The following is a 1448-nucleotide window of genomic DNA, read 5'->3' as shown; positions in this document are numbered from 1 at the left end:
TCTGTTTAGTCGCGGTGTGGCCGCGACGATAACATGACGGCGCTCATCCGGCAGCCAGCGCGAGCTTTCGGAGGTTGTGGGCGGTGCAGATCATCGCCCATTCGGCCTTCACTTTCTCGATTCCCCGCAGCAGGAACTGGCGGAAGCCTCTCGCCTCCTTGATCTGCCCGAACACCGGCTCGACCACCTGCTTGCGCAACCGGTAACGGCTGCGATGGCCGGCGCGCCTGAGCTTGGCGCTCATCCGGGCGAGCAGCGAGGCGGGCTTGGCCGGCCGCTTGGTGGTGGCGGACGTGGTTCCGTGCTTCTGTCGTCCGGTCGCGATGTAGCCTTTGATCCGCCGCCGGCTCAGCGTGCGAAGATTGGCGGCCGAGCAGTAGCCTGCATCGGCCGAGACTTCGTCCGGATTGCGCTTGAGATTGGCCTTGATGCCGTCGAGCAAGGGAGCGAACTGCGCCTGGTCGCTACCGTTGTTGTCGAGCGTGTGAGCGACGATGATCTGCGCCGTCGCGTCGACTGCGGCCTGCGCGTTATAGCCCTGGATGTAACCATCCTTGGTCTTCAGGATGCGGCTCTCCGGATCGGTGAAGTTGCGCTGCGCCTTGCCGTCCGGCTCCTGTTTCGGCGGCGCCGGTGGCTTGCCGGTCTTCTTGCGGCCTTCTTTCTTGCGTTGCTCTTCCGCCTCTTCGCGGCGTCGCATCTCTTCTGCGGCGGCGGCTTTGGCTTCCGCCTCCAACTCCGCCTTGGCGGCACGGATCTTCGCAACCCGCTTCTGCTTGTCGGCCACCCAGTCGGGCATCTCGTCGCCACGCTTGTCGCCGTAGAGCTTGTCTTCCTCCGCATCGGCGGCCTCGGCGGCTTTCAGCCAGCGGTCGACCTCGGCTTGAAGCTCCGCTTCCCGCTTCTTCATGCGCTCGTAGCTCATCGCTTTGTGTTTCGACGCATTCGCCTTGATCTTGGTGCCGTCGAGTGCAACGTGCCCGAGCTTCACCAAACCGGCTTTCTCGGCCAGCTTCAGCACCTGCACGAACAGGCCGGCCAGAGCCTTGAGGTGACGCCTGCGGAACTCCGAGATCGTGCGGAAGTCCGGCGGGTCGCCGGCCACGATCATCATGAAGTCGGCGCGCTCCACCGCCGCCCTGGCGATCCGCCGCGACGAGTAGATGCCGCTCGCATAGCCATGCAGAAGCACCGCCGTCATCAGCCGCGGGTCGAACGGCGGCTGGCCAAGCGCGCTGCGGTAGCTGCCGGAAATCGCCGAAAGATCAAGCTCCTCCCGCACCAGCGCTACCACCAGCCGAGATAGGTGATCCTTGGGCACGTAGTCCTGCACGCGCGGCGGCAGAAGCTGCGCCTCGTCAATCTTCCAGAGTCGAAAATCCTTGCTCATAGCCCCGCAAAGAATCAGACTCGCCCCAGCTTGACCAGCGACTACTTGGACAGGCTCC

Annotated in this window: 1 protein-coding gene; it reads right to left on the bottom strand. The window is 64.4% G+C overall.

Annotated features, from left to right (window positions below):
- Window positions 1-43: 43 nt before the first annotated feature.
- Complete coding sequence (locus IVA82_RS47095) at window positions 44-1390, bottom strand: IS1182 family transposase (protein ID WP_247493978.1); 1347 nt, start codon at window positions 1388-1390, stop codon at window positions 44-46.
- Window positions 1391-1448: the final 58 nt, after the last annotated feature.

Origin of the sequence: Bradyrhizobium sp. 142, assembly GCF_023074015.1 — a bacterium.
In the GTDB taxonomy this organism is placed as follows: Bacteria; Pseudomonadota; Alphaproteobacteria; order Rhizobiales; family Xanthobacteraceae; genus Bradyrhizobium.
The sequence above is the reverse complement of the archived record's forward strand: the minus strand, read 5'-3'. Positions and strand labels throughout refer to the sequence as shown.

Excerpts from the sequence above, each read along its gene's own strand:
- IVA82_RS47095 (WP_247493978.1), bottom strand. The coding sequence starts at position 1,390 with ATGAGCAAGGATTTTCGACTCTGGAAGATTGACGAGGCGCAGCTTCTG.